Source organism: Hamadaea sp. NPDC051192 (assembly GCF_040682475.1).
In the GTDB taxonomy this organism is placed as follows: domain Bacteria; phylum Actinomycetota; class Actinomycetes; order Mycobacteriales; family Micromonosporaceae; genus Hamadaea; species Hamadaea flava.
Genome location: NZ_JBFBAZ010000020.1, coordinates 66386 through 89731, shown reverse-complemented (window position 1 = coordinate 89731; position 23346 = coordinate 66386). Strand labels below are relative to the sequence as shown.

At 69.6% G+C, this 23346-nt stretch carries 26 protein-coding genes, 1 tRNA gene and 2 pseudogenes; 17 read left to right on the top strand and 12 right to left on the bottom strand.

All coding sequences use genetic code 11. The features are described from left to right. Window positions 1–397: 397 nt before the first annotated feature. Entirely contained in the window at window positions 398–736 is a 339-nt protein-coding gene (locus AB0M47_RS11780) for a hypothetical protein (protein WP_363411948.1), read from the top strand. Between the two features lie 67 nt (window positions 737–803). Here AB0M47_RS11780 and AB0M47_RS11775 read toward each other — a convergent pair whose 3' ends face one another. The 3 genes from AB0M47_RS11775 to AB0M47_RS11765 are packed head-to-tail and all read right to left on the bottom strand — an operon-like array spanning window position 804 to window position 1792. After that, window positions 804–1118, bottom strand: a complete 315-nt coding sequence (locus AB0M47_RS11775) for a hypothetical protein (protein ID WP_363411946.1) — start codon at window positions 1116–1118, stop codon at window positions 804–806. Window positions 1119–1158: 40 nt separating this feature from the next. Continuing rightward, on the bottom strand, window positions 1159–1566 hold the full coding sequence (locus AB0M47_RS11770; RefSeq protein ID WP_363411944.1) for a hypothetical protein: 408 nt from the start codon (window positions 1564–1566) through the stop codon (window positions 1159–1161). A 31-nt stretch (window positions 1567–1597) separates the two neighbouring features. Beyond that, window positions 1598–1792, bottom strand: a complete 195-nt coding sequence (locus AB0M47_RS11765) for a hypothetical protein (RefSeq protein ID WP_363411942.1) — start codon at window positions 1790–1792, stop codon at window positions 1598–1600. Window positions 1793–2067: 275 nt separating this feature from the next. On the opposite strand from AB0M47_RS11765, the gene AB0M47_RS11760 reads away from it, so the two are divergent. Together AB0M47_RS11760 and AB0M47_RS11755 are read left to right on the top strand one after the other, a co-directional pair. Then, window positions 2068–2328, top strand: a complete 261-nt coding sequence (locus AB0M47_RS11760; RefSeq protein WP_363411940.1) for a hypothetical protein — start codon at window positions 2068–2070, stop codon at window positions 2326–2328. Window positions 2329–2693: 365 nt separating this feature from the next. Continuing rightward, window positions 2694–2822: transfer RNA gene (locus AB0M47_RS11755), tRNA-OTHER, on the top strand. Between the two features lie 23 nt (window positions 2823–2845). On the opposite strand, the gene AB0M47_RS11750 is transcribed toward AB0M47_RS11755, so the two are convergent. Both AB0M47_RS11750 and AB0M47_RS11745 read right to left on the bottom strand, forming a co-directional pair. After that, window positions 2846–3772: an aminoglycoside phosphotransferase family protein gene (locus tag AB0M47_RS11750; protein ID WP_363411938.1), complete on the bottom strand. Its 927-nt coding sequence runs from the start codon at window positions 3770–3772 to the stop codon at window positions 2846–2848. A 46-nt stretch (window positions 3773–3818) separates the two neighbouring features. Further along, window positions 3819–4190 carry a HEAT repeat domain-containing protein gene (locus tag AB0M47_RS11745; protein ID WP_363411936.1) on the bottom strand — a complete coding sequence of 124 codons (372 nt, stop codon included), beginning with the start codon at window positions 4188–4190 and terminating at the stop codon, window positions 3819–3821. 137 nt (window positions 4191–4327) lie between these two features. On the opposite strand from AB0M47_RS11745, the gene AB0M47_RS11740 reads away from it, so the two are divergent. Further along, window positions 4328–6022, top strand: a complete 1695-nt coding sequence (locus AB0M47_RS11740; protein ID WP_363411934.1) for a DUF222 domain-containing protein — start codon at window positions 4328–4330, stop codon at window positions 6020–6022. A 20-nt stretch (window positions 6023–6042) separates the two neighbouring features. Here the strand turns inward: AB0M47_RS11740 and AB0M47_RS11735 are convergent, their stop codons facing one another. Beyond that, entirely contained in the window at window positions 6043–6195 is a 153-nt protein-coding gene (locus tag AB0M47_RS11735; protein ID WP_363411932.1) for a hypothetical protein, read from the bottom strand. 28 nt (window positions 6196–6223) lie between these two features. Here AB0M47_RS11735 and AB0M47_RS11730 point away from each other — a divergent pair, with 28 nt between their 5' ends. Next, window positions 6224–6559, top strand: a complete 336-nt coding sequence (locus tag AB0M47_RS11730) for a DUF952 domain-containing protein (RefSeq protein WP_363411930.1) — start codon at window positions 6224–6226, stop codon at window positions 6557–6559. Here the strand turns inward: AB0M47_RS11730 and AB0M47_RS11725 are convergent. Next, the gene (locus tag AB0M47_RS11725; protein ID WP_363411929.1) at window positions 6556–7026 is read right to left on the bottom strand and encodes a hypothetical protein; all 471 of its coding nucleotides are present in this window, start codon (window positions 7024–7026) and stop codon (window positions 6556–6558) included. The genes AB0M47_RS11730 and AB0M47_RS11725 overlap by 4 nt on opposite strands. Window positions 7027–7627: 601 nt before the next feature. Between AB0M47_RS11725 and AB0M47_RS11720 the strand changes: the two genes are divergently transcribed. Next, window positions 7628–7786, top strand: a complete 159-nt coding sequence (locus tag AB0M47_RS11720) for a pentapeptide repeat-containing protein (protein ID WP_363411952.1) — start codon at window positions 7628–7630, stop codon at window positions 7784–7786. A 67-nt stretch (window positions 7787–7853) separates the two neighbouring features. Here AB0M47_RS11720 and AB0M47_RS11715 read toward each other — a convergent pair whose 3' ends face one another. Further along, on the bottom strand, window positions 7854–8381 hold the full coding sequence (locus AB0M47_RS11715) for a hypothetical protein (protein ID WP_363411928.1): 528 nt from the start codon (window positions 8379–8381) through the stop codon (window positions 7854–7856). A gap of 70 nt (window positions 8382–8451) precedes the next feature. Between AB0M47_RS11715 and AB0M47_RS11710 the strand changes: the two are divergent. Continuing rightward, a pseudogene (locus AB0M47_RS11710) lies at window positions 8452–9030 on the top strand (MFS transporter); the annotation flags it as partial. 519 nt (window positions 9031–9549) lie between these two features. On the opposite strand, the gene AB0M47_RS11705 reads toward AB0M47_RS11710, so the two are convergent. Continuing rightward, window positions 9550–10659, bottom strand: a complete 1110-nt coding sequence (locus AB0M47_RS11705) for a hypothetical protein (protein WP_363411927.1) — start codon at window positions 10657–10659, stop codon at window positions 9550–9552. 207 nt (window positions 10660–10866) lie between these two features. Here AB0M47_RS11705 and AB0M47_RS11700 point away from each other — a divergent pair, with 207 nt between their 5' ends. Together AB0M47_RS11700 and AB0M47_RS11695 are read left to right on the top strand one after the other, a co-directional pair. Then, window positions 10867–11532, top strand: a complete 666-nt coding sequence (locus tag AB0M47_RS11700; protein WP_253761836.1) for a hypothetical protein — start codon at window positions 10867–10869, stop codon at window positions 11530–11532. Window positions 11533–11608: 76 nt separating this feature from the next. Then, window positions 11609–12112, top strand: coding sequence for a universal stress protein (locus AB0M47_RS11695; protein WP_363411925.1), 504 nt, complete (start codon window positions 11609–11611; stop codon window positions 12110–12112). 9 nt (window positions 12113–12121) lie between these two features. On the opposite strand, the gene AB0M47_RS11690 is transcribed toward AB0M47_RS11695, so the two are convergent. Next, window positions 12122–14035, bottom strand: a complete 1914-nt coding sequence (locus AB0M47_RS11690; protein ID WP_363411923.1) for a M3 family metallopeptidase — start codon at window positions 14033–14035, stop codon at window positions 12122–12124. 65 nt (window positions 14036–14100) lie between these two features. On the opposite strand from AB0M47_RS11690, the gene AB0M47_RS11685 reads away from it, so the two are divergent. The 8 genes from AB0M47_RS11685 (at window position 14101) to AB0M47_RS11650 (ending at window position 21918) form a co-directional block, all read left to right on the top strand. Next, window positions 14101–14700, top strand: a complete 600-nt coding sequence (locus AB0M47_RS11685; protein ID WP_363411921.1) for a sulfite oxidase-like oxidoreductase — start codon at window positions 14101–14103, stop codon at window positions 14698–14700. Continuing rightward, window positions 14670–15428, top strand: coding sequence for a ferredoxin reductase (locus AB0M47_RS11680; RefSeq protein WP_253761840.1), 759 nt, complete (start codon window positions 14670–14672; stop codon window positions 15426–15428). Before AB0M47_RS11685 ends, AB0M47_RS11680 begins: the two co-directional genes overlap by 31 nt. Next, window positions 15421–15684 carry a DUF6510 family protein gene (locus tag AB0M47_RS11675; RefSeq protein ID WP_253761841.1) on the top strand — a complete coding sequence of 88 codons (264 nt, stop codon included), beginning with the start codon at window positions 15421–15423 and terminating at the stop codon, window positions 15682–15684. Before AB0M47_RS11680 ends, AB0M47_RS11675 begins: the two co-directional genes overlap by 8 nt. 169 nt (window positions 15685–15853) lie before the next feature. Next, window positions 15854–16975, top strand: a complete 1122-nt coding sequence (locus AB0M47_RS11670; protein ID WP_363411918.1) for an acyltransferase — start codon at window positions 15854–15856, stop codon at window positions 16973–16975. A 134-nt stretch (window positions 16976–17109) separates the two neighbouring features. Further along, window positions 17110–18171, top strand: a complete 1062-nt coding sequence (locus AB0M47_RS11665; protein WP_363411916.1) for a hypothetical protein — start codon at window positions 17110–17112, stop codon at window positions 18169–18171. 46 nt (window positions 18172–18217) lie between these two features. Further along, entirely contained in the window at window positions 18218–19636 is a 1419-nt protein-coding gene (locus AB0M47_RS11660) for a magnesium chelatase (protein ID WP_363411914.1), read from the top strand. Between the two features lie 2 nt (window positions 19637–19638). Next, on the top strand, window positions 19639–21615 hold the full coding sequence (locus AB0M47_RS11655) for a hypothetical protein (RefSeq protein ID WP_363411912.1): 1977 nt from the start codon (window positions 19639–19641) through the stop codon (window positions 21613–21615). 156 nt (window positions 21616–21771) lie between these two features. Beyond that, entirely contained in the window at window positions 21772–21918 is a 147-nt protein-coding gene (locus AB0M47_RS11650) for a hypothetical protein (RefSeq protein ID WP_253761846.1), read from the top strand. On the opposite strand, the gene AB0M47_RS11645 is transcribed toward AB0M47_RS11650, so the two are convergent. Next, window positions 21906–22265 (bottom strand): DUF6300 family protein, encoded by a 360-nt coding sequence (locus AB0M47_RS11645; protein ID WP_363411910.1) that lies wholly within the window; start codon window positions 22263–22265, stop codon window positions 21906–21908. The genes AB0M47_RS11650 and AB0M47_RS11645 overlap by 13 nt on opposite strands. A 72-nt stretch (window positions 22266–22337) precedes the next feature. Further along, window positions 22338–23281, bottom strand: a pseudogene (locus AB0M47_RS11640) (SDR family NAD(P)-dependent oxidoreductase). Window positions 23282–23346: the final 65 nt, after the last annotated feature.

Here is a 23346-nt window from a genome sequence, read left to right as displayed (position 1 = left end):
CACGTCATCCAGTGTCGCGGTCATCACGGCCGCCTTCCTCGCCGAGCACCACGCTCAGCGTGTCAGGCCGGAAACACCGTTAGATCCACAGTCCCACCATGCGAGAAGAATGCCATGCGGGATGGCGTGACACGGTCGCTGTTTCGCCGGAGTTGGGCCGTCCGTGAGGCGTCGCAGGTCGACGGACGCAAACCGACAACAACAGATGTCAACCCAGATTCCGGCAGGTCAGGCCAGGTTTAGCGGTCCCCGAGCAGGATGGCCCGAGAGCGTTGATCAGTGCAACGCCACGTGACGGTTTTACCGTCGTGGCCATGATCGAAGGGAGCCGTTCGCTATCGGGCTCGTCGTGCGAGCGGGGCACGGTCAGCATCAGGACGGCATGGACACTGGAGTCGTGGAGCATCTTGCTGCGGTTCGTGCCGTCCTTCAGCGTCTCATCGAGGACCAGATGTTCGACGGGCGCGAGGAGCTCCTTGCTCAGGTGCCGTTCGTGCGGGTCGTGGGTGGACCCGTGACCCATCTGGCACTTGAGGTGGACCCGGCTACCGTTCCGCCGTCAACGTTCCTCGGCGGTCGCGTGCCGGGCTGCGCATGGGTGCGTGATTCCGACGGGGAACCGGTGGGCACTCTGCTGGTCTGGATCGATCGTGGCTACATCGCGGCCTTGGAGTACGGCTGGGTCACCGACCAGCTGCCGACCGAACTACCGAACGTCGAGCAGATCTACAGCTGAGGCAATTGCATCGTGTGGAGGGCTAGTCGGTGAGCGCTGCAGCGGCTCGGTCGGGATCTCGACGTCGCTACGGATAAACGGCAAGGTCGAGCCAGTTGAGCGGAAGGTTGATAAGGTCAGGCTGGTCGATTTCGAAGTTGGTGATGAGCTGGCAGTTCAGGTCGAGGCTGGCTTGGCCGATGGGCTTGCCGCAGACCTCGAGCCAGATCATGGCGGTGCCGGTCCACTCTGGCGGCGCCGTCAGGACGAAGGAGCATCCGGGTCGACATCCGCAACGGCCGTGGAAGAACTGCGTCGGCAGCGAAGCTGCAAGATCGTCGTGACCGAGTTCGCGAAGCAAGCCGACTAAGCAGGCGGTCACCTCCGGCAATGCTGCTGCCATGGTGGGCCGTACATCGGGTGCTGTCATGGCAGGGGCGTTCTCACAGCTGCGGCATCGGTGAGACTTGCGGACCGTGAACCGCGCGACTCGCCTCGTCCCAGGCGTCTGTGGTGATCAGCATGACCATGCGGTGTTCGCCGTCCAGAGCGGAGATCCAACTTTTCGAGTCGTCCAAGGCGGCGGACAACTCGGCGTCGGTCAACGGCGTTGAGTGCTCTTCGACGGCGATCCAGCCAATGTTCACCAGGTCGAGGACAACTGCGGCAAAACGTTCGATCAATCGATCCTTGTCGGCGTCGGTCAGATCCGAGGGAGTTCGTGTGCTTCCGGTCTCTGCCCAGCGTTGCCTAGCTCTCCACTCGTCCATGACGTTGACCAGAGATGCTTCTTCCGCGGCGGTGATCATCACGGCCCGTTGCTCGGCCGTCAGCGTGCCCCACAGGCTCATGCGCTGATCTTTACATCGGGCCGGCGAAGGCTCACAACAATTCATTCAAGTCGGCCAGACCACGGGTTTGCAGGCCGTCGACCAGCCGACTAGCGAGAAGCTCGGCGGCGTCTCGGTTCGGATTGCGGATCTTGATCGGGTCGCGGCCAGGTGCGTCGACTGCACGGCCCAACCGTCCACGGAACATCACCCGGTGCGCAAGCCATCGTCCGAAGGCGCTTGCCACGGTGCAGCACGTGAAGCTGTGGTTGGCCGGCGCTGTCGGTTCGATCGGGACGTCACCCGATTTCAGGTTGCTCCGGTGCGTCGACGGTGATCCGGCGAATCGGTCGACGCACGGGGTTCCGCCGGATCGCTCGATGCGTACGAATAGGTGGTGGTCGACGGATATTGCCGAGGCCGTGAGTCGTCGTGGTAGGCGGCATCAGTCAATGTGGTGGCACGCCCAGGGGGCGCGAACGTCAATCGAATAATGGTGCGCCACGTTTGTACTCTCCGGACATGGATCAGCAGGAGTACAAGCTTGTCGAGGCGCGGGAGCAGGCCAAATGGGTTGCCTTCCTGGCCACCGGTGTCGCGATCGTCGGCTGGATCTTCGTGGGCCGGAGCCTCAACGCTGTGCTGGTTGGCGCTTCGCACGGCGGACTGGGTTACGTGCTTGCCGGTTGGCTGGCGCTGGCTATCTTTGCAACGGTCATGGCAGGAGCCGGTTTCGTTATCGCTTGGGTGTCGTCGGCTCTTGCTCGTTACGAGAGACGATGACCTCTTCGTTATGGAGCCGTATGGCTGATCAGATACCGTGACGGCGAGTAGTCGATCTTCCAGTCGGCGTACACGCCGAGGAAGCCGTCGCTCAGGCACCGTAGCCCGAGGCTGATCCAGCGAACCTCGCCGTCGTCGTGGAGGGCATAGCCGACAGCGACGGCGAAGGACTCGTTACCGCACGGGCAGGCGCATTCGGCTAGTTCTGCTTCGTCGGCCTACTCGGCGCTGTCAGCGATGTCGTGGATCGCTTGGCATTCGCCACGGTGAGATCGGTGAAGTCTTCGCCTCGCCAATGCCGGTCGGTCTTGTCGATCACGCAAATAGCTTGCCTCGGCTGGAAAGCGCGCAGCAAAGTGGTGGGCGGACCGGTGGCAGAGTCTGGACGATTGCGGCGCCTTGTGTCGAGAAGCCTGCGTACAGGTGGCACGAGGCGTGTGGGGCTTCGGGCGTACGCGCCTGCCCTACCAGGGGTTCGAATCCCCTTCGGTCCGCAGGGATGATTCGTGCCGATGGGCTATCGGCGGCTGGTGGCGTACTCGGCGAAGAGGCCGTCGAGGATGCGCTTGGCGGTCACGGCGTCTTCGTCGTCGGGGTCGTCGTAGCACCAGGAGTAGGTGGCGAGCGTCTTCCACAGTGCCCAGCCGCGTCCACGTGCCCAGGTCGCGTCGTCGACGGACAGCCGCTCCCGGAACGCCTCGCTGCCCTCGGTGGTCAGCAGTGTCCAGGCGATCGCGAGGTCGCAGGCGGGATCGCCGACACCGCACGTGCCGAAGTCGATGACGGCGGCGAGCTGCCCGTCGTCGAGCAGGAGGTTGCCGCGGGCCACGTCGCCGTGGAACCACGTCGGCTTGCCGTTCCAGGGTGCGTCCAGCGCGGTCTTCCAGATCTCGCGGGCCAGTTCGACGTCGAGGTGGCTGTCGAGCGCGGTGAGCGATCGGTCGACTTCCGGTTGGTAGGTACGCAGTGTTCCGCCTCGGTACCAGTTGTGCAGTCCGGGGCCGGGGCCGTCGGTCGGATCGACACGCTGGAGGGCTACCAGGAACTCGGCGAGGTCGACGGCGAACCGGATGGGGTCGACGATGTCGTTCGGGTTCGACTGTGAGCCGTCGAGCCAGGGATAGATCGACCAGGAATAGGGATAGCCGGAGCCGGGCCGGCCTATCGCCAGCGGAACTGGGATCGGGAGCGGGAGCTGCGAAGCGAGTTCGGGCAGCCAGCGGTGCTCCTTGTCGACTGCCAGGGCGTACTCGGCTGCGCTGGGCATCCGCACCGACATCTGGGAGCCGAGGTGGAACGTCCAGTTGTCCCAGCCGCCGTTGGCCACCGGTTCGACCGGGAGGTCGGCCCATTCGGGGAACTGGTTCGCTACGAGATGGCGTGCCACATCTGTCTCGATGGTGATGCGTTGCGGGACGGGCCCGAGGTCCGGTGTGTCGCTCACGGGGGAATGCAAGCCGACCAGGGCGACTGTCGGCAAGGTGTTTTCGTCAGGGTGCGCGGCGGCCGGTCGGCGAGCGATCTGGCGAATGGCCGGGGTTGTTCTGGTGCCATTGCCAGACTTGGCGTCGGGCTTCGGGCGTATCGAGGAGGAGGAGTCCGCGGATCGCCCAATCGCGCAGGGACTCGTCGTCGTTGTGTAATTCGGCGGTGAGGAGCGGGAGCGCCAGCTCCGACTTGGCGTCGCCGATCAGTTCGAGCAGCCAGCACCGGGTGCCGTGCTCCGTCTCGGTGTGGAACTCTGTGATCAGGTCCTCGACATGTTCTGAGGCGAGTTCCCGGAGGCGATGGAAGCCATCCTCGGCGGTCTGCGGATCGCGACGGCGCATCTGCTGTAGTGCACGCCGGAACTCGTTGCTCATCGGGCGAGGGTACCGATAAGTCTGCGGTGGCACTTTTTGTGCCAGGGTCTTGGGTGAGACCGCGTTATCCCGGATGTTGCGGTCTCCGTGCTGGTCGGCGCCTGGTTCGGTGCCTTCGCGATCACTAAACTGGACGCATGTTCGAAGACGGCGCTGCGGGGGATCTGGTCGATCCGTTGAGCGATGTGTCGTCTTTGGATGGTGGGGCGCGGGTGGACGCTCTGTGTGAGGTGGCGCGTTCGGTGGCTCGGGAGCAGGCGCGGTTGTTGGAGGCGATGGCGGCTGTTGCGGCCACGTCGACCGGTATCGGGTTCGATGCCGACGAGGTCGCGTTCGCGTTGTGTCTGCCCCGGGTGTCTGCGCAGAACCAGGTGGCTCTCGCATTGGATCTGACGCGGCGGTTGCCGCAGGTGTTGGCGGCGTTGCGGGCGGGGCGGATCTGTCTGGCGCGGGCTCGGGTGTTCTCTGACGTGCTGATGTCGGCCGGTGATGTGCTGGCGGGGGAGTTGGCGGATCGGTTCCTGCCGCCTTCGCAGGTGTGGACGGCGTCGCAGGTGCGGTCGCGGTTGCTCAAGGCGCTGCTGGATGCCGATCCGTCGGCGGCCAAGGTGCGGTATGAGCGGTCGGTGGAAGAGCGGCGGGTGTCGTTGTCGCGCAACGACGACACGACCGCCTGCTTGTCCGGGATCTTCCTGCCGCCAGTGAAGGCGGCTGCGGCGTTCGAGCGGGTGGATGCGATCGCCCGTGGGTTGAAGCGTGATGGCGAGGCTCGGACGTTGGAGCAGTTGCGGGCGGATGTGTTCTGCGATCTGCTGGCTGGGATATCGCCGGCGTCGGGGCCGATCGTGCGCGCGGGGGCGGTCGAGCTGCTGGTGCCCCTCGCAACGTTGGCCGGGTTGTCGGACGCTGCGGGCACGTTGGCTGGGTATGGGCCGGTGGTTGCGGACATCGCGCGGCAGGTCGCCGCCGCCCAAGCCGCTCGGCCGAGCCAGGCGACTCAGCTGAGCCGCGACACCCTGCCGAGCCAGGCGGGTCCAGCGCGCGAACGGGGCGAGGGCACGCAAGCGGAGCAGATGATCGCGGAGGCGGCGGGGGGCGTGGTCGCGCCGCCTCCGACGATCCAGTGGCGTTACCGGGTCCATGACGACGACGGCACTCTGCTGTTTCACGGTGTCACCCGCGCCCGACCAGCCCTGCCCTCTGCTCCGGTGGCTGGCGTGGACGCTGCGCGGGAAGGCGGCTCGCACGCTGGAGCGGAGGCTGTCTCGAACGCTGGATCGGCGGCTGGCCCGTGTGGCGCGACCGTCGCTGGAACGCCATCGACCCGCCCGACTTCCGGATGGGCATTTACCGAACCGGTGCGGGGAAAGGTACCTGGGCTTCCGGAGATCGTTCCAGCGGACGACGCGGCATCGATCCGGCCGGCTCGCCCGACCAACACCGGGCCGACATCGCGGCCCCAGTCCGACCCCAAGCATCAGACCGTGCCACTTCAGCGCAAGCGGGCAGACCGCCCGACCCCGTGCCCGCCGGTGCAGGACGACGACACCGCACGCTTCCCCAACGCGAAGCTGCGCAGCTGGGTCAACGCCAGAGACGTCACCTGCCGAGCACCCGGCTGCACCGCACCGGCAAGATCCTGCGACACCGACCACACCATCGACCACGCCGACGGTGGGCGTACGCGGCACGACAACCTGGGCTTGCTCTGCCGCCATCACCACCGGCTCAAACACGAGGGCGGCTTCCAGCTCACCCAACCCGAACCCGGCCACCTCCACTGGACCAGCCCCAATGGGCGCACCTACGAAGCGTTACCCGAACCGCCGTAGGGTGACCGGGAAGCGAGTGCTTACGGCTGGAAGACGTCCACGTTCAGGCCTTGGTAGATGCCGCAACAGACGCAGATCGCCGTCAGCGGCAGGATGACCAGCAGCAGAAAGATCGTCCATCGGGCGCGACGGCTGCGGGGTTCGCGGTAGCTCCGGCGAGGGTCGGTGCTCACGGCGTAACCCTAGTGGCATGCTGGCGACGTGACGATCTACAAGCTTCTGCGGCCGGCTGAGTGGTCGGAGTTCCAGGCGGCGGGGGAGTTCGACGGTACGCCGTTCGACCACGAGAGCGGCTTCATCCACTGTTCGTCGCGGGAGCAGGCGCAGTCGACGGCGTTGCGGGTCTTCGGCCCCGGTACGCCGCTGGTCGTCCTCGCCGTCGATGAGGAATCGCTGGGCGACGCGGTGAGGTGGGAGCTGGCGCCCAATCGCGGTGAGGAGTTTCCGCACATCTACGGGACGTTGCCGTTGACCGCGGTGACCGGTGTCTACGAAGTGGACGACGCGGGCGTACTGGACGAGGTGCTGCCGAGCTAATCCTTCTCGCAGGCGATCCCGTCGTGGTCGCGGTCGAGGCCGTAGATGTCGCTGCCGACGACCCGAGCGGTGCCGGTGAGGTAGGCGGGGCCGTCGCCACTCCCGCCCGCGCAGTCGACGTCGGAGGCGATCGGCACGCAGGCGCCGGCGTAGTTCGGATCGCACGAGCGCTTCGGAGAAGCTGAGCGCTTGGGTGAAGCCGAGCGCTTGGGCGAAGCCGTGGTCCGCGAGGGACTAGGGGAGGGACGCAGCGTCGGCGGCGCGGCTGCCGAGGGGGCGATGGCGACCGCCGACTGGACCGCAGCAGGGCTCTGGGTATTGGCGGGCTTGGAGTTGGTCGGCGCCGCAACGGGATCGGCGGCCAACGCGGACACGATGAGGCCGATGCCGCAGATCCCGCCGATCACCGCGGCGGTGACGCCGACAATCAAGGCACCGTTCGCCTGTGAGGATTTGCTGGACGACATGGGTGGAACTCTGCTCTCCGGGCAGAGGCTCAGGAAAGCGGGAGTTCGGTCACTGGCCGCGAAGAGATCGGCCCAGGCCACGCCCGCCGAAGATGCCCGGCGACGGGCCGAAGATGCCTGGTCGAACCGCCGAAGATGCCCGGTGGAGCGCTGAAGATGCCTGGCCGAGCGGCTGAAGATGCGTACCCGCGGGAGTGAGGAAAGTCAGAAGGACGTCAGCGCAGGATCTCCTGGACGCGGGCGGTGGCGCGGGACAGCTCCCGGCTGCCCTGGGTCATCTCGTCGTTCGACTTGAGCAGCAGCCCGCTGTCGGCCTTCTCGGCTCCGGCGACGCAGTCGAGCGCTGCCTTCTCGTAGCGGTCCAGGGAGGCTGCCCAGGACTTCTGGGCTTGCGCGTCGGGCAGCGGGGCGTACGCCTGCGCGGCGTCCACGTCAGACTTCAGGGTGCTGCAGCCGGCCTTCACGGCGGGTAGATCCGTTGCGGTGGCGGCTTTCGCGATCGCCTCGAAGTCGTTCTGCAGCGCGGTGAGCCGCTTGTCACCACCGTGGGTGAACCAGTCGGCGATGGCCTGCTGCTTCTGCGGGTCTCCGGAAGGCCCGGCTGCGGAAGGCCCGGCTGCGGAAGGCCCGGCTGCGGAAGGCCCGGCTGCGGAAGGCCCGGCTGCGGAAGGCCCGGCTGAGGACGGACTCGCTAAGGACGCACCAGCCAAGGGGGCCGTGGCGGGGCCCACGAGCAGGGCGGCACCGGCGATCAGCGTAACGAGAAGACTCATGAAAACACCCCCGACACCCGCGCACCCCAAGGGCGAAGAATCCCCAGAATACGCCTATATCGGCGACTCCAACCGCGACTCCTTCAGCGACTCCAACCGTGCGCGAGAAAGTGCCGCCGCCAGTGCGGAGGAGTCGAAGGCGACGTCGTGGAGGTCGCCGAGTGCCTGTTCGACGAGGGCGTACAGGGCGCCGGGGGCGGCGGACAGGGCGTGTTCGAGGGTGGCGGCGGCGAGGTGGGCGCGCGGATCGTCGGGTGGGGCGGCGATCAGTGCCGTGTGCGCGCGGAGGGCCGACGTCCGGAGGACGGCAATCAGATCGGTGTCAACGGGGCGTTGACGATTGAGTAAGCCGCACAGTCTCAGGTACCGCTGTTCGGCCGCCTGACGGGAGCCGACGCCGATCGTCGCGGCGATCCGGGTCCAGGAGATGCCGGCCGAACGCAGGTCGGCGATCAGTCCTCGTTCCAGCGAGTCGAGGTCTTTGCGGGCCGCCGCGAGCCGGCCGAGTGCGGCCAGCCGGTCGGCTGTGGAGGCGTCGTCGCGGGTCACGGCCGCGGTCACGGAGTCGTAGGCGCGCGTCATTGCCGCAGCGTACCGCAGTCAACGGAAAGTTGACCTTGGCAGCCAGGGGAACGACCACTAGCTTGAGCGCATGTCACTCAAGATGCGACGCGATAGGAACGTGCCGCTGTTCATCGGCGTCTCGATCGCCTCCGGCTTCGGTGGGTCGGCGATGTCGTTGACGGCCACGGTGTGGGTGCTCGCGTTGAGCGGCTCCAGCGAGCTGGCGGCGCTGGCCGGGTTGTGCGTCTACCTGCCGACGCTGTTCGGGCCGCTGCTGGGGTCGCTTGTGGACCGGGTGCCGCGACGGCGGTTGCTGATCTGGACCAGTCTGGTGCTGGCGGCCGGGCTGTCCAGTCTGCTGTTGGTGCGCGAGCGTGGTGACCTGTGGCTGCTCTACGCGGTGATGCTCGCGTACGGGGTGAACTATGTGCTCAACGACGCGGCCGAGTCGGCATTGCTGCCGAGCGCGGTGGAGCCGGCGGTGCTGGGCCGGTTGAACGGCTGGCGGATGAGCGCGCAGGAGAGCATGAAGATCGTCGCTCCGCTGGCCGGCGCGGGCCTGTTCGCGTGGCAGGGCGGGGGCGCGGTCGCGATGATCTGCGCGGCGACGCTGGTGCTCTCGTCGGGTCTCTATGCGCTGATCAGGGCCGATGAGCCGCCGCGCCGCCCCCGGACGCGGGTTCGGCTGACCACGTTGGCCGGTCCGGTCAAGCGAACTGTGGGGATCGCGGCGACGGCGGTGGCGATGTCCGGCTTCGTCACCGCCGCCCAGTTGGAAGTGGTGACCGTCCAGCTCGGGCGGCCCGCGAGCTTCGTCGGCGTACTGGCGTCGTTGCAGGGCGCTGGCGCCATCGTCGGCGGGCTGCTCGCGGGCCGCTTCCTGGATCGGCTGTCGGAGATCCGGTTCGGCGCGCTCGGGGCGGCGCTGTTCACCGTCGGGCTCGTCCTGCGCGGCCTGCCGTGGCTGCCGGGCGTGGTCGCCGGGGCGGTGATCGCGGGCGTCGGTCTGCCGTGGACGGTGGTCGCCGCGATGACCGCCGTCCAGCGCCACACCCCCGGCGAGATGCTCGGCCGCGTCTCGGCCACGGCCACGACGCTCACCTTCGCGCCGCTGGCCGCGGCCATCCCGGCCGGTGCGGGCCTGGTCGCCGTCGCCGGCACCCTGCCCGCGCTGGCCATCTCCGCTTTACTCCTCTTGTACGCCGTGAGCAGCGCTCGCCCATTCATGGGCGGAACCGGCGTGCAGCGCGGCGTAGACGCGGTCCCGCAACAGATTCGCGTCGGCGGCGGTGAGGGTGCGGGACGGGTGCCGGAGGATCAGGCGTAGGAGCACGTTCTTCTGCCCGGGGGCCAGGCCCATCCGGTCGCGCGCCGACGGGGGCAGGTCGTCGTAGGGGGTGGCGGAGACGACGGACACCTCCTCGACGGCGTCGGACGCCGGGCCCAGCGTTGTGCGTACGACATCGCCTAGAAGTTCGGCGTCGAGTTCGTCGCCGACGGCGAGTGACAGGTCGCGGCGCGTGGGCGGATGGTTGGAGACGGCGCGGTAGGGCCGCAGGTCGAGCATCTGCCCGGCCACCCGCGGGTCGGGATCGCGCAGCAGCCGGATGTCAGGTACGCCCTTGGCGAGCATGGTGAGCCGGTCGAGACCGAGCCCCATCGCGAGGCCGGACCCGGCGGGCAGCCCGGCCGCCGCGAGCACCTCGGGGTGGGCCAGTCCGCATTCGCCGATCTCGACGTCGCCGTCTTCGGTCCGCACGTAGATCTCGCGGCCCTCCACCGTGTACGGATGGACGCTGGGCGGGGTGTGCCAGGTGCGGCCGGGCAGCACCGCCTCGACGACCGCGCGGATCATGGTGGTCAGATCGTCCGAGGTCAGCGGCGGTCCGGCGGGCCGGATCAGCCACAGGTCGTGCTGGTGCGGCTGGCCGACGTGGTGCCGGTCGATGACGTCGCGGCGGTAGCAGATCCCCGGCACGCTGAGCAGCACGTCGCCGGTGGTCTGCTGGAGCAGGGCCGGGATCCGGGCGGTGGTGTGCGAGCGGAGCATGCGGCCGTCGCCGGCGTAGTGGCTGTACCGGCGGTCGCGGGTGACGTCGTCGGGCCGATAGCGCAGGCGGTCATAGTTGTCGGCGACGGTGACGATCCGGGGGCCGGGATCTCGGCGGACCGGGACCGGCCAGGTCGCGGCCAGAGCGTCTTCGAGCCGGCGGACGACTTCTTGCACGGCGTGCGGACCGGCGGCGGGGTCGGTGAGGTCGCGAACGGCGAGCAGCCGCTCCAGCGGGGTGGTCATGAGTGTCCTCCATCGATGCGCGAACGGGCGCGCCGTCGACGGGGAGGCTGTTACCGAACGCGGCGCGCGAACGTCGGCCCACCGGAGAACCGGGGGCACGTAAATCGCGGCGTGCTCGCACTCATGCACATATTCTCGGCCGTCATCCAGGACTTTCGCAACCGCGTTCCTTTGGCGCGACCGGCGAATCGGGCATACCGTCGAGTGGTGCGGGATCCGATCCATGACGATGCGATCCGCGAGGACCTGGACGACCTGGGCCTGCGGCACTTCCTCGACGTCCGCGCGACGGTCCGGCCGATGCTGGCCGGTCTCGCCGGGCGGCAGCGTACGGCGTTCGCGGCCGCGGTGGCCGACCGGTTACAGCACGAGCACCACCAGCTGCCCGATCAGGAGCGGGCGGCGATCGTGTGCCACTGGCGGCCGGTCCTCGAAGTCGTCTGGGACGGCCTGTGCGGCCGCCGGGACGGCAAGCAGTCGGTCGCCGAGGTGGCCGAGGCGGTCGGCGCGTTCTATCTGAGCCCGGCGTACCAGAAACCGCATGACAATCCGGCCGACGCGGTGGATCACGCGGCGATGGCCGCCTTCTACGCCGCCGAGTGCTACCTGCACGGCTGTGCCGAGTTCGCGATGTGGGCGGGCTGGCGCGGCTTCGACTACGCCTCCGTGCTGGCCGGCGACGACCGGGACTGGCCGCACCGCAAGCCGCCGCGCGTACGCCTGGAGAGCTGGGAACTGGCTCATCCGGCGATCCAGGCCGAGCTGGACCGGCAGCTGACCGACCTCGAACTGCTCGACGAACAGGGCTGGACCCTCGACGACACCGCCGACGGCTGCCGGGATTTGGTCGACAAACTTCGCGGAGAGGCATGAATCTCCGCGGCGCTCTTGCGTACGCTCCCCAGACTTGATGTCATCGATATCAGAGGATGTCGAAGGTGACGGAGCCATGACCGAGCGGCTGAGGGTGATCCTGGGAGTGCACGACTCCCTGTCGGGGTTGCGGGCGCTACGCCGGGCGGTCGGCGAAGCGCGGATCCGCGCCGCCGAACTGCACGCGGTGCGTGCTTGGATGCCGACCGCGGGCGGTTATTACGCCCCCACGGTGCGGATCTGGGAGTCCGAACTGGACGCGGCCGCCAAAGCGGAGATCCGGCACGCGTTCGACACGGCGATGGGCGGTCTGCCCCGGGATGTCGACCTGCGCCTGGTGACCGTCCAGGCCCTGCCCGGCCCGGCGCTGGTCGAGTACGCGTACCGCGACGACGACCTGCTCGTGGTGGGCGTCGGGCGGCCAGGGCGGCTGGCCCGGCTGGCCGGTCGCGGCGGCACCTCGAAATACTGCCTGAACCGGGCGTTGTGCCCGGTCCTGATGGTGCCGCCGGACCGGTTCGCCACCGAGTGCACGCGGGTGACCGCGACCGATCTCACGCGCTCGCTCGGCGCTGCCTGACCGCTGGGATCAGGCGTCCAGCCAGGCCTGGAAGGCGTCGAAGCGGTAGTCGCGGCCGAGGAAGTCCCGGATCAGCTCAGCCGCCGGCGCCGAGCCGCCACGCCCGATGACGGTCTGCCGGTAGCGGCCCGCCGGGCCGGTCGCGAGCAGGTCGTCGGGGTCGAAGGCGGTGAACAGGTCCTTGGCGATCACCAGCGACCACATGTACGTGTAGTACATCGCGGAGTAGCTGTTGAGGTGGCCGAAGGAGAGGTGGAACTTCGACCCCGCCGGGTGTCGGAACGGGGTGTGCAGCTCCATCAGCTCCTTCTCCACCGCCGGAATGTCGAGTGTGGACGGATCGCGGCGGTGCAGTTCCAGGCTGAGCGCGGCGTAGAACATCTGCTGGCGTACGGACATGCCCTTGCCGAACTCCTCGGCCGCCCGCATCGCCGCCACCGTCTCGGCCGGCAGGATCTCGCCGGTGTCGGCGTGCCGGGCGAACCGGGCGAGCACGCCGTGGTCGCGTACCCACTCCTCGAGCAGCTGCGACGGGGCCTCGACGAAGTCCCACTCCACGCTGACCCCGCCGACGCCGCTCCAGCGGCCGGCGCTGGCGAAGATCTGGTGCAGCAGGTGGCCGAACTCGTGGAAGAACGTCCGCACGTCGGTCGGCTGCAACAGGGCGCGGCCGTTGGCCGGGTTGGGCAGGTTGCACAGCAGCGTGCACTCGGGCGTACGCCCCTGCTTGCCGACGACCATGGTGAACATCGCGGCGTGGCTGAACTTGTCGGCCCGCGGGTGCATGTCGAGGTAGATGCGGCCCAGCACCGTCCCGTTCTCGACGACGTCGTACGCCTCGACCTCCGGATGCCACACCGGCTGCTCGACCGGGCGGAACTCGACGCCGAACATCTGCGCCGCGACCGCCATCAGCCCGTCCTTGACGGCGTTGTACTCCAGGTACGGCCGGACCGTCTGGGAGTCGAAGGCGAACTGCTCCGCGCGTACGCGGTCGGTGAGGTAGTTGTTGTCCCACGGTTCGACGGTGTCGGCGGTGGGATCGTCGGCGCGCTTGCGCTCCAGCAGCACCGCGTAGTCGCGGCCGCTGCGGTCGCGGGCGGCGTCGGAGATGCGGGCCACGAAGTCGGCGATCGCCTGCTCCGAGCCGATCATCTTGTTGGCCGTGACGAAGTCGGCCCAGGTCGCGAAGCCGAGCAGGCCGGCCAGCTCGCGCCGCAGCTCCAGCAGGCGCCGCAGGTTGGCCTCGTTGTCGGGGAAGCCGCGCATCGTGTTGAGCCGCCACAGCTGCTCGCGGGCCGCGGCGTCGCGGGAGTACGTCATGAACGGGATGTAGTCCGGATAGTCGGTGGTGATCCGGACCAGGCCGTCGTCGCCGGCCTGGTGGGCGGCCACGTAGTCGTCGGGCAGCCCGGCCAGCGCGCTCGGCGGGACTTCGGCGGTGCGCGTGTCGGAGGCGATCGTCCGTTCGAACGCCTGACCGGTGGCGGTCAGCTCGTCCTGCAGCGCGCGTACGCGAGCCCGGGTCTCGTCGTCACGGTCGACGCCGGCCAGGCGCATGTCGCGCAGCACCCGGCCGACCCAGTGGCGGGTGGCCGCGTCCTCGGCGGTCAGGTCGAGCCCGGCGAGGGTCTGGTACACCGCCGGGTCGAGGGAGATCTCGGTGAGCCGTTTGTCGATGTCCTGCTGGACGGTGGCGGCGGTGGCGCGGACGTCCGCGTCCGGGTGGGCCATCTGGGCCAGCTTGGCCAGGTTGCGGACCCGGCTCAGGGACGACACGGCCTCGTCGTACGCGGTCAGCGTGCCGGTGGCGAGGAACTCGTCGAGGTGGTCGGCGGCGGTGGCCACCGTTTCGTCGGCGGCGGTGGTGAGCGCGTCGGAACCGCCCGCCACGAGGGCGGCGGCGGAGGAGGTGTCCTGCATATCCGCAACCGTAGCGTTCCGCCAGACCGCACCGCCGCCCCGCGCGCCGGTGGTAGAACTAGCACGTGGGCATCGTGTCGCCGGGATTCTCCGGCCGCCGCCAGACGTCCGGGCCGAAGCTGCCGCCCGGCCAGTACCTCACCCAGGACTTTCCCGTGCTCTCGGCCGGGCCGACGCCCCGCGTCGCGCTCGACTCGTGGGAGTTCGCGGTGATCACCGAGACGGGTGAACGGCACACCTGGTCGTGGGCGCAGTTGCAGCAGCTGCCCGCCGAGGACTTCACCGTCGACATCCACTGCGTCACGAAGTGGTCGAAGCTGGGCACGCAGTGGCGCGGGGTGGCGATCGAGACGCTGCTGGAGGACGTCGAGACGGCGGCCGACTTCACGCTCGCGCACAGCTACGGCGGCTACACCACCAACGTGCCGCTGGACGACCTGCTCGACGGGCAGGCGTGGATCGCGTACGAGTTCGAGGGCGAGCCGCTGGCTCCCGAGCACGGCGGCCCGGCCCGGCTGGTGGTGCCGCATCTGTACTTCTGGAAGTCGGCCAAGTGGGTGCGCGGTCTGCAACTGCTGCTGGAGGACGAACCCGGATTCTGGGAGACGGCCGGGTATCACGACTACGGAGACCCATGGCGCGAACAGCGGTATCAAGGCGACTGACCTGGCGCGCGGCCGAGCTGCGGGAGGTGCGCGGCGAGACGTCCAGCGCGCACTCGCTGATCTTCGAGGTGCCCGGCTGGCCCGGTCATCTGCCCGGTCAGCACGTCGACGTGCGGCTGACCGCCGAGGACGGCTACTCGACCGAACGCAGCTACTCGATCGCGTCGGCGTTCACCGATCACCACGATCTCGTCGAGCTGACGGTGCAGCGCATACCCGACGGCGAGGTGTCGCCGTACCTGGTCGACGTGCTCCAGCCCGGGATGCGGGTCGAGCTGCGCGGCCCGGTCGGCGGCTGGTTCGTGTGGCGCCCCGCCGACACCGCGCCGGTGCTGCTGGTCGCCGGCGGCTCCGGGGTGGTCCCGCTCATGGCCATGATCAGAGCCCGCGCCCAGGCCTCGGTCCGCGTTCCGTTCCGGCTCGTCTACTCCACGCGTACGCCGGAAGACGTGCTCTATGCCGACGAGTTGCGCCGCCGTGCCCTGGAGGACCGCGGGCTCGACGTGACGATCGTCTACACGCGGCGCGTACCGGACGGCCACGGCCGCCCGCCGGGCCGGTTGACCGCCGCCGACCTGGCCGAATGGGGCTGGCCGCCGGACTTCGAACCGGCCGTGTTCGTCTGCGGGCCGACCGGGTTCGTCGAAGCGGCGGCCGACCTGCTGATCGACGCCGGGCACGAGCCGGCACGGATCAAGACCGAACGCTTCGGAGGAACCGATGCTTGACTACGTTGACGGCAGCTCACTGGCCGGGCCGATGCGGGAGCTGTTCGCGGTCGACGTCACCGCGGTCGAGGGCCGCTGCGCCGCGTGCGGGCTGACCGGGCCGATCGCCGCCCTGCACGTCTACGGCCATGATCACGGCCCGGGCCTGGTCGGCCGCTGCCCCGGATGTGACGAGATCGTCCTGCGGCTGGTGCGTACGCCGACGGACGCTTGGCTCGACGTGCGAGGGGCGGTGAGCCTGCGCTTCTCGCTGTGAAAACACGGGGGAACCTGGAAAACCTGGTTCGCGGCACAGACACGCGATAGGCGGCTTTGAGTCCGCTTCAAGGTTTGAGTAGGTTACTGGTACGGGTAGACCGGAAATCAGGCCGGCCATGACGGGCCGGCTGGGGTCTACGCGGATCAGCAAAGCGAGGCAACGCACTGTGAATCGCAGCGGTGACGAGCAGGCCGTGGACCCCCAGACCAAGACCACCCGCCCCCGCAGCCGATATGTCGACACGCTGCGTGCAGTCGCGATCACTCGGGTGTTTCTTCATCACACGCTGTGGATCAGCTGGCTGGCGGTGTTGTTCCCGTCGATGTTCGTGATGTTCGGGCTGGCCGGGGCGATGACCGCGGCGTCGCTCGAACGCAAGGGACCCGCCCCGACCGTACGCTCCCGGCTGCGCCGGACCCTGCCCCCGCTGTGGGCGCTCGCGGCGGTGGCGATCCCGTTGATGCTGATCAACGGCTGGCAGCACGACACGACCAACCCGCTGCGCTGGCAGGACCTGCTGTACTGGGTGCTGCCGCTGGCCAACCCGCCCGCCAGTTCCTGGGGCGGGGCGTTCACGCTGGCCCTGTGGTACATCCGGGCGTACATCTGGTTCGTCCTGCTGTCGCCGATCTTCTGGTGGTTCTTCCAGCGCTGGCCGGTCAAGACCCTGGTCGCGCCGCTGACCGGTGCGGTCCTGCTCTACTCGCCGCTGGTCCCGCTGCCGGTCAACCGGGTCGGCGACGTCATGTGGTCGACGGCCTCCTACGGCACGGCCTGGATGCTCGGCTTCGCGCGGCACACCAGGCTGCTCGACCGGATCCCGGTCTGGATATGCGCGGCGGCGGCCGGCGTACTCGGTGTCGCGGGCTACTTCTGGGGCGCGGGGCAGGGCGGCTTCCCGTTCGCCGACCCGATCGCGGAAACCTTGTGGGGCACCGGCTTCGTGCTGCTGGCGTTGCGTGCCCGGCCGACGCTGGCCTGGCTGGACAAGTTCCCGAGACTGGCGCGCCTGGTCAGCGCGTTCAACGCGCGCGCGATCACGATCTACGTCTGGCAGCTGCCAATGCTGTTCTTGACCGGCGCGCTGCTCCAGTACGCCGGGATCACCCCGCTGACGACCGAGATGAAGATCGCGTCCTTGCTGGTCGGGGCGCCGCTGACGGCGTTGGCCGTGCTGGCCGTCGGCTGGATCGAGGACATCGCCGCCCGGCGACGCCCTGCCCTGGTGCCCGCCGTCCCCGCTCCTCGTGCCGCGCCCACGCCGCAACCGGTTGCCGCCTCGGCCTGACCCGTTCAGCTGCAGATCACGGATACGCAGGCTTCCGTCGGTCAAGGAAGCATGCGTACCCGTGATCTGCATCGAACCGGCGGGCGTCGGGAAGGCGACTGACCGCCGACGCCGAATGGCCGAGCATGATCGGCATGCGACGCTTCCTCGCCTCCGCGCTCGCCGTCGGTTCGACGGCCGCCGTCCTGCTCGTGAGCCCGGCCGCACAGGCGGCGGTCCAGGTAGACGGGTACGTGTGGGCGTACCAGCCGTCGTCGGCGAGCTACACCGCGGCCAGCGGGTACGAACGCAACTCCACCGGCGGCACGGTCGCGATCACCCGTAGTTCCGCCGGGGTCTACTCGGTGCGGTTCGCCGGGATGGCCGTCGGCGGGGGAGTCGCCCAGGTCCGCCCGTACGGCTCGGGCAACACCGCGATCTGCACGCTCGCGAGCTGGCTGGCGATCGGCGCCGACGAGGTCCTCAGCGTCCGCTGCTTCACCGCCGCCGGGGTGCCGGCCGACTCGTACTTCGTCGCGCATTTCACCAACCGCACCGCGGCGTATGGGACCTTCGCGTACTTCTGGGCGCACGACGCGTACTCCGCGACGCCGTACACGCCGAGCACCGCGTACTCCTACGACTCCACCGGCGGTTCGCCGCTGGCATGGCGGCAGTCGCAAGGCGTGTACATGGTGCAGATCCCGACCGTCGACGCGCACTACCCGGCCGACAACGACGACGGGCACTACCAGATCACCGCGTACGGGACGACGGCGGTGCGCTGCGAGGTCCACGGCGAGAACGACGAGACGCCCACCCCGATCGGCGTCTTCTGCGTCGACGCCAACGGCAACCCCGCCGACACGCGCTTCTCGATCAGCTACTCGCGTGGAGTCAACGTCCTGGGGACGATGACCACGCGCGGCAACGCGTACTTCCGGCACTCCTGGGGCGATCCCGCCTCGTACTACGCGACGGGCTTCTGGAACACCGGCGGCACACCCACGATCACCTACCTCGCCGTCGGCCGCTACCGGGTCACCTTCCCCGGCCTTTCCATTCCCTACGGGTACGCCCAGAGCGGCTCGCGGGGCGACCCGTCGACGTACTGCGCGACCGCGTACTGGGGGTCGAACGCGGTGACGGTGAACTGCTACAACAACGTCACCGACGCGTACGCCGACTCGGATTTCACCGTGGCGTTCACCAGTTAAGCGCTCAGCGAACGCCGCCGGCTGAAGATCGCGCTAGCGTCGAACGGTGACGAACACACCGGAAGGTCTCCCGCGGACGCTGGGCGAGCTGCGCGCCGCCGGCCACCACTACCGCACCGTCAAGGAGGAGCTCCGGGAGAACCTGCTGGCCCGGATGCGCTCGGGTGAGCAGCGGTTCCCGGGGATCGTCGGCTACGACGACACCGTGCTGCCCGAGGTCGAGCGGGCGCTGCTGGCCGGGCACGACATGGTGCTGCTCGGCGAGCGCGGCCAGGGCAAGACCCGGCTCATCCGTACGCTGATCGAACTGCTCGACGAGTGGACGCCGGTGATCGCCGGCTCCGAGCTGAACGAGCACCCGATGCATCCGATCAGTCCCGGGTCGGTGCGGCTGGCCGAAGAGTTCGGCGACGCGCTGCGCGTGACCTGGCTGCACCGGTCGCAGCGCTACGGCGAGAAGCTGGCCACCCCGGACACCAGCGTCGGCGACCTGATCGGCGACGTCGACCCGATCCGCATCGCGCAGGGGCGTACGCTCGGCGACCCCGAGACCATCCATTTCGGACTCGTGCCGCGTACCAATCGGGGCATCTTCGCCGTGAACGAGCTGCCCGACCTGGCCGAGCGGATCCAGGTGTCGCTGCTGAACGTGCTCGAAGAGCGGGACGTGCAGATCCGCGGCTACCAGCTGCGGCTGCCGCTGGACCTGTTCCTGGTGGCCAGCGCGAACCCCGAGGACTACACCAACCGGGGCCGGATCATCACCCCGCTGAAGGACCGCTTCGGCGCCGAGATCCGAACGCACTACCCGATCGACCTGGAGCTGGAGCTGGACCTGATCCGGCAGGAGGCCGCCCTGGTCGCGCCGGTGCCCGAGCACGTGCTGGAGGTGCTGGCACGGTTCGCCCGCAACGTCCGCGAGTCGCCGTCGGTCGACCAGCGCTCCGGGGTCTCCGCCCGGTTCGCGATCGCCGCGGCCGAGACGGTCGCCGCGTCGGCGCTGCGCCGGGCCGGGCTGCTGGGCGAGGCCGAGCCGGTGGCGCGCATCGGCGACACCGTGTCGGTGACCAGCACGCTGCGCGGCAAGGTCGAGTTCGAGAGCGGTGAGGAGGGACGCGAGTCCGAGATCCTCGCCCACCTGCTGCGGGCGGCGACCGCCGAGACGTTCCGGGCGCACCTGGCCGGGCTCGACCTGTCCGGGTTCACCGCGCTGGTCGCCGAGGGCGGCGTGATCGAGACCGGCGACCTGGTCGCGGCCGACGATCTGCTGCGGCAGGTCGGCACGGTGCCGGGGCTGGCCAAGGCGCTGGAACGGCTGGGGCTGGGCGACGGCCCGTCGCGTAGCGAGGCGGCCGCCGGGGTCGAGTTCGTCCTCGAAGGTCTGCACCTGACGCGGCGGCTGGCCAAGGATCTGACCGACGACGGGCGCGCCCGCTACCGGGGCGCCGAGCGCGGGCGCGGCTGACCATGGCCGACGGCAACAAGGCGGGCGGCAACCGGTTCCGCTACGGCCTGTGGCGCGGCGGCCCCGATCCGCTGGCCCCGCCGTACGACGTGCGGGCGGCGGTCGACGAGGTCGGCGCGGACGTGCTGAGCGGCGGCAGCCTGCGCGAGGCGCTGCGCGACCTGCTGCGGCGCGGCCCCTCTGGGCGTGGCGGGCTCGACGACCTGTCGGCGCGTGCCCGGCGGATGCGGCTGGAGGCGATGCGGCGCGGTTCGCTCGACGGGGCGGTGACCCGGTCGCAGGCGCTGCTGGATCAGGCGCTGGCGGCCGAACGGGACGAGCTGGCCGGGCGCGACGACGACGCGGCCCGGTTCGCTGAGGCCATTTTGGACAGTCTGCCGCGCTCCACCGCGCGGGCCGTCGAGGAGCTGTCCAGGTACGAGTGGGCCAGCGAACAGGCCCGGCAGACCTATCAGCAGATCCTCGACGGGCTGCGGCAGGAGGTGCTGGAGCAGCGCTTCAGCGGCCTGCGCGACGCGCTGGGCGCCACCGCGAACGATCCGGCGGCGCAGCAGCGGCTGGCCCGGATGATGAGCGACCTCAACGACCTGCTCGGACGGCACGCCCGGGGCGAGGACACGCAGGACGCGTTCGCCGCGTTCATGCGCGAGCACGGGGAGTTCTTCCCGGAGCAGCCCGGTTCGGTCGAGGAGCTGATCGACGCGCTGGCCCGCCGGGCCGCCGCGGGGGAGCAGCTGATGCGGTCGCTGTCGGCGAGCCAACGCGCCGAGCTGGCAGGGCTCATGGATCAGGCACTGGCCGGTTCCGGGCTGTCCGGGCAGATGGCGGAGCTGACGGCCAACCTGCGGGCGCTGCGACCCGACCTGCCGTGGGACCGCCAGTCTCGCGTACGCGGGCAGGAGCCGCTCGGCTACGGCGAGGCGGCCGGCGCCCTCGGCGAGATCGCCGACCTCGACGAGCTGATCGAACAGCTGGCCCAGGAGCATCCGGGGGCGACCCTGGACGACGTGGACGTCGAGGCGGTCGAGCGGAACCTGGGCCGCGCCGCCGCCGACGACGTACGCCGCCTGCGGGAGCTGGAGCGGGAACTGCGCCGGCAGGGCTGGGTCACCCGGGGCGCCGACGGGCTCACGTTGAGCCCCAAGGCTTTGCGGCGACTCGGGGGCACCGCGTTGCGCCGCGTGTTCGCCGATCTGGCCGAAGGCCGGCGGGGCCAGCACGACCTGCGCGACGCGGGCGCTGCGGGCGAGGTGACCGGGGCGTCGCGGCTGTGGGCGTACGGGGATGAACAGCCCTTGGACGTGGTGCGGACGGTGACCCGGGCGGTGACCCGTCGGGGCGCGGGCGTCCCCGTGACCTTGCAGGTGGACGACTTCGAGGTGGCCGAGACCGAGCGGCGGGCGTCGGCGGCGGTGGCGCTGTGCGTCGACCTGTCGTTCTCGATGATGGCCGACGGCCGGTGGGGGCCGATGAAGCAGACCGCGCTGGCGCTGTCGCATCTGGTGGCCACGCGGTTCCCGCAGGACGCGCTGCAGATCGTCGGGTTCAGCCGGGTGGCCGGGGTGCTGTCGCAGCAGGAGCTGGCGGCGGTCGAGCCGGACTTCGTGCAGGGCACCAACCTGCAGCACGCGCTGCGGCTGGCGGCGCGGCATCTGCACCGCCATCCGGGGTTCGAGCCGGTGGTCCTGATCATCACCGACGGCGAGCCGACGGCGCACCTGGACACCGACGGCGAGGCGGTGTTCTCGTGGCCGCCGATGCACGAGACGGTGCAGGCGACGGTGGCCGAAGTGGACGGTCTGACCCGCTCGGGCGCCACGCTGAACTTCTTCATGCTGGGCGAGGATCCCGGGCTGCGGCGGTTCGTCGACGCGGTGGCGCGGCGCAACGGCGGGCGGGTCTTCACCCCGGAGGCGGAGGAGCTGGGCCGATACGTAGTCTCGGACTACCTGCGGGCGCGGCGTGGCCGGCGCGGCTGACGGCGGTAGGTATACCTAGATCGCGGTGAGCCGATCTAGGTAGGCCGGGCCAGCCAAGATAGGTAATCGCTCCTGATGGCCTATGCCCCTTACTCAGGCAACATATTCCTTGTCGAACGAAGAAGCAAGACCTGGCACCACGACAAGGAGTCCACAATGTTCACCTCGCCGCAGACCGTCCTCGAACTCGCGAAGCTCCACCACCAGGAACTCGTGGCCGAGGCGCAGCGCAACCGCCTGTCCGCCCGCGTACGCAGAGCCGCTCGCCAGCGCTCCGCTCGCGCGCATAGTCAGACGGTCTGACCCTGCACAGCTGAGCGGGCCGCTCCGGATTCGTCCGGGGCGGCCCGCTTCTGGTATCCCGACCACCACGCCTCGGCGGCTTCGGCCAGCGACGGCGTCGGCGCGGTGACCCGCTGCTGATCGAGCGAGCCGAGCCAGCGGCCGAGCAGGTCGGCGATGGTGCCCCGGTCCTGCGCGGCGACCGCCGGCCGCGTGGCGAAGTAGGCGATCAGCTCCGCGCCGTGCGGGTTGTCCGCGTCGCAGCGGGGGCACAGGCCGACGCTACGGCCCGCCGACGTGATCCGGGCGGTGAGGCAGAGCCGCTCCCCGCAGAGGTCGCATCGCCCACCCGCTACGCTCACCTGCACCGAAGTCATCTCACTCCCGCCCGCGTCATCCGCAAATGCTGCGGAATGACCTTATCCTTCGGCGGGGCCAGGTCAGCTCAGGGTGTCGACCGACACCTGCCAGAGCCGCTGCGCGGCCTCCGGGTCGAGGGCGTACGCGGCCACGCCGACGCGCGTGCCCGGCTGGTTGGGCTCGGCCTCGGTGCAGTTCTCGAAGTAACGCCCGCCGATCCCGTCGAGCAGTGGCGAGGCCGCGAGCAGCACGGACGTGGCCGCACCCTGCTCGGTGGTCTTCCACTGCATCGCTCCGGTCCCGCCGCTGCGGGCCCGCATCGCCATGAGGTCCTCCTCGGTGACGTGGCGCTGCAGGTTGGTCCGGATCGCTCCGGGCATCAGCGAGTTGGCGTAGATCCCGTCGTCGGCCCAGCGGCCGGTCAGCTCCAGCGCGAACAGGATGTTATGTTGGCCGTCTTGGACTGCCCGTACGCCTGCCACGGGTCGTAGGGGCGCCGCTCGAAGTGGATGTCGTCGAACACGACCGGCGAGTTGAGGTGACCGGCCGAGCTGACCGAGACGACCCGGGCGCCACCGGCGGCGGCCAGTGCCCGGTGCAGTCCGGTGGTCAGCGCGAAGTGGCCGAGGTGGTTCGTGGCGAACTGCAGTTCCCAGCCGTGCGGCGTACGCGTCAGCGGCGAAGCCATCACGCCGGCGTTGTTCACCAGCAGGTGCAGCGGCCCTTCCCAGGCGGCGGCGAACGCGGTGGCCGACGCGGGATCGGCCAGGTCGAGGTGGGCCACGTGGATGTGCTTGTTGCCGGTCGACGCGACGATGTCCTCAGCCGTACGCGTTCCGGCCGCCAGGTCGCGGACGGCCAGGGTGACCTCGGCGCCCGCACCGGCCAGCGCTCGCGCGGTCTCGACGCCGATGCCCGAGGCGCCACCGGTGACGATCGCGCGGCGGCCGCCGAGGTCGACGCCCGCGACGACCTCGGCGGCGGTCGACGTCGCACCGAACGGTGTGGTGATCCTGGTGCTCATGTTCTGCTCCATCCCGCTACACTCGCACTAAGCGGAGGTTCCTCCGTTACGTTGCCGACTCTAAC

Coding starts and splice junctions, on each gene's coding strand:
- AB0M47_RS11775 (WP_363411946.1), bottom strand. CDS start 1,118: ATGGCAGCAGCATTGCCGGAGGTGACCGCCTGCTTAGTCGGCTTGCTT.
- AB0M47_RS11770 (WP_363411944.1), bottom strand. CDS start 1,566: ATGAGCCTGTGGGGCACGCTGACGGCCGAGCAACGGGCCGTGATGATC.
- AB0M47_RS11760 (WP_363411940.1), top strand. CDS start 2,068: ATGGATCAGCAGGAGTACAAGCTTGTCGAGGCGCGGGAGCAGGCCAAA.
- AB0M47_RS11745 (WP_363411936.1), bottom strand. CDS start 4,190: ATGAGCAACGAGTTCCGGCGTGCACTACAGCAGATGCGCCGTCGCGAT.
- AB0M47_RS11740 (WP_363411934.1), top strand. CDS start 4,328: ATGTTCGAAGACGGCGCTGCGGGGGATCTGGTCGATCCGTTGAGCGAT.
- AB0M47_RS11725 (WP_363411929.1), bottom strand. CDS start 7,026: ATGTCGTCCAGCAAATCCTCACAGGCGAACGGTGCCTTGATTGTCGGC.
- AB0M47_RS11715 (WP_363411928.1), bottom strand. CDS start 8,381: ATGACGCGCGCCTACGACTCCGTGACCGCGGCCGTGACCCGCGACGAC.
- AB0M47_RS11705 (WP_363411927.1), bottom strand. CDS start 10,659: ATGACCACCCCGCTGGAGCGGCTGCTCGCCGTTCGCGACCTCACCGAC.
- AB0M47_RS11695 (WP_363411925.1), top strand. CDS start 11,609: ATGACCGAGCGGCTGAGGGTGATCCTGGGAGTGCACGACTCCCTGTCG.
- AB0M47_RS11690 (WP_363411923.1), bottom strand. CDS start 14,035: ATGCAGGACACCTCCTCCGCCGCCGCCCTCGTGGCGGGCGGTTCCGAC.
- AB0M47_RS11680 (WP_253761840.1), top strand. CDS start 14,670: ATGGCGCGAACAGCGGTATCAAGGCGACTGACCTGGCGCGCGGCCGAG.
- AB0M47_RS11675 (WP_253761841.1), top strand. CDS start 15,421: ATGCTTGACTACGTTGACGGCAGCTCACTGGCCGGGCCGATGCGGGAG.
- AB0M47_RS11665 (WP_363411916.1), top strand. CDS start 17,110: ATGCGACGCTTCCTCGCCTCCGCGCTCGCCGTCGGTTCGACGGCCGCC.
- AB0M47_RS11655 (WP_363411912.1), top strand. CDS start 19,639: ATGGCCGACGGCAACAAGGCGGGCGGCAACCGGTTCCGCTACGGCCTG.
- AB0M47_RS11650 (WP_253761846.1), top strand. CDS start 21,772: ATGTTCACCTCGCCGCAGACCGTCCTCGAACTCGCGAAGCTCCACCAC.